Here is a 2,388-nt window from a genome sequence, read left to right on the forward strand (position 1 = left end):
GGGGTGGATGACGGTACCGGAAGAATAAGCACCGGCTAACTACGTGCCAGCAGCCGCGGTAATACGTAGGGTGCAAGCGTTAATCGGAATTACTGGGCGTAAAGCGTGCGCAGGCGGTTCGCTAAGACAGATGTGAAATCCCCGGGCTTAACCTGGGAACTGCATTTGTGACTGGCGGGCTAGAGTATGGCAGAGGGGGGTAGAATTCCACGTGTAGCAGTGAAATGCGTAGAGATGTGGAGGAATACCGATGGCGAAGGCAGCCCCCTGGGCCAATACTGACGCTCATGCACGAAAGCGTGGGGAGCAAACAGGATTAGATACCCTGGTAGTCCACGCCCTAAACGATGTCAACTAGTTGTCGGGTCTTCATTGACTTGGTAACGTAGCTAACGCGTGAAGTTGACCGCCTGGGGAGTACGGTCGCAAGATTAAAACTCAAAGGAATTGACGGGGACCCGCACAAGCGGTGGATGATGTGGATTAATTCGATGCAACGCGAAAAACCTTACCTACCCTTGACATGGTCGGAACCCTGCTGAAAGGTGGGGGTGCTCGAAAGAGAACCGATACACAGGTGCTGCATGGCTGTCGTCAGCTCGTGTCGTGAGATGTTGGGTTAAGTCCCGCAACGAGCGCAACCCTTGTCCCTAGTTGCTACGCAAGAGCACTCTAGGGAGACTGCCGGTGACAAACCGGAGGAAGGTGGGGATGACGTCAAGTCCTCATGGCCCTTATGGGTAGGGCTTCACACGTCATACAATGGTCGGAACAGAGGGTCGCCAACCCGCGAGGGGGAGCCAATCCCAGAAAACCGATCGTAGTCCGGATCGCACTCTGCAACTCGAGTGCGTGAAGCTGGAATCGCTAGTAATCGCGGATCAGCATGCCGCGGTGAATACGTTCCCGGGTCTTGTACACACCGCCCGTCACACCATGGGAGTGGGTTTTACCAGAAGTGGCTAGTCTAACCGCAAGGAGGACGGTCACCACGGTAGGATTCATGACTGGGGTGAAGTCGTAACAAGGTAGCCGTATCGGAAGGTGCGGCTGGATCACCTCCTTTCTCGAGCTCACGTGTTCAAGTTGAGCGCTCACGCTTATCGGCTGTGAAAAAGACAGACTCAGGGGTCTGTAGCTCAGTCGGTTAGAGCACCGTCTTGATAAGGCGGGGGTCGATGGTTCGAATCCATCCAGACCCACCACTGTTTCTGCGGTGGCTGCGCTAACCGATCACCCCTGGGTATCAAGACAGATGAAGTTATCTGTGCGTGACTGGGGGATTAGCTCAGCTGGGAGAGCACCTGCTTTGCAAGCAGGGGGTCGTCGGTTCGATCCCGTCATCCTCCACCAATCCTCAATGCTGGTTTGTCTGCGGCGAACATTGAAAGATGTTTGCGGTGCAGTGAAACAAGCATTGGCGATTGAGCCAGTCAGAGTGATACGTGGTTATGGCAACTGCGATATCGGCTGTCGTTCTTTAACAATCAGGAAGAAGTAGTAAAGAGATTCACGAAAGATCACTTAGAGATGGGTGGTTGAGTAGGTGAATCAGGGTTGTGATTGTATCAATGTATTTTTAAGTGATCGAAAGATTGCTTTGGAATACGGCGCAACACGAATACTCAACCTGTAACGATGCGTTGAAGTCCTGGCATTCCCTGTGAATGTCCCTGTCCCCTCCGGGGATGGGACCAGAGTAAGCACTAAAGTGCTAACTCTGGGTCGACAAGACACACCCGTTATAGGGTCAAGCGAACAAGTGCATGTGGTGGATGCCTTGGCGATCACAGGCGATGAAGGACGCGGTAGCCTGCGAAAAGCTACGGGGAGCTGGCAAACGAGCTTTGATCCGTAGATGTCCGAATGGGGAAACCCACTCCGAATGGAGTATCCATGACTGAATCCATAGGTCATGTGAAGCGAACGCGGCGAACTGAAACATCTAAGTAGCCGCAGGAAAAGAAATCAACCGAGATTCCCAGAGTAGTGGCGAGCGAAATGGGACCAGCCTGTACTCTTTATCTTCATTGTTAGTCGAAGGCTCTGGAAAGTGCTGCCATAGCAGGTGATAGCCCTGTAGACGAAAACAGCGAGGAAGAACTAGGTGTACGACAAGTAGGGCGGGACACGTGAAATCCTGTCTGAAGATGGGGGGACCATCCTCCAAGGCTAAATACTCGTGATCGACCGATAGTGAACCAGTACCGTGAGGGAAAGGCGAAAAGAACCCCGGGAGGGGAGTGAAACAGATCCTGAAACCGCATGCATACAAACAGTCGGAGCCTCGCAAGGGGTGACGGCGTACCTTTTGTATAATGGGTCAGCGACTTACATTCAGTGGCAAGCTTAACCGATTAGGGCAGGCGTAGCGAAAGCGAGTCCGAA

2 tRNA genes and 2 rRNA genes are annotated in these 2,388 nt (G+C 53.0%); all 4 read left to right on the forward strand.

What is annotated here, in order from left to right:
• Nucleotides 1-1,066, forward strand: a 16S ribosomal RNA gene (locus P3T42_RS36795); the annotation flags it as partial.
• A 62-nt stretch (nt 1,067-1,128) separates the two neighbouring features.
• Nucleotides 1,129-1,205 (forward strand) — tRNA-Ile (locus P3T42_RS36800).
• A 72-nt stretch (nt 1,206-1,277) separates the two neighbouring features.
• Nucleotides 1,278-1,353 (forward strand) — tRNA-Ala (locus P3T42_RS36805).
• Between the two features lie 395 nt (nt 1,354-1,748).
• A 23S ribosomal RNA gene (locus tag P3T42_RS36810) occupies nt 1,749-2,388 on the forward strand; the annotation flags it as partial.

Source organism: Paraburkholderia sp. GAS38, from assembly GCF_050434965.1.
Taxonomy (GTDB): Bacteria; Pseudomonadota; Gammaproteobacteria; order Burkholderiales; family Burkholderiaceae; genus Paraburkholderia; species Paraburkholderia phenazinium_A.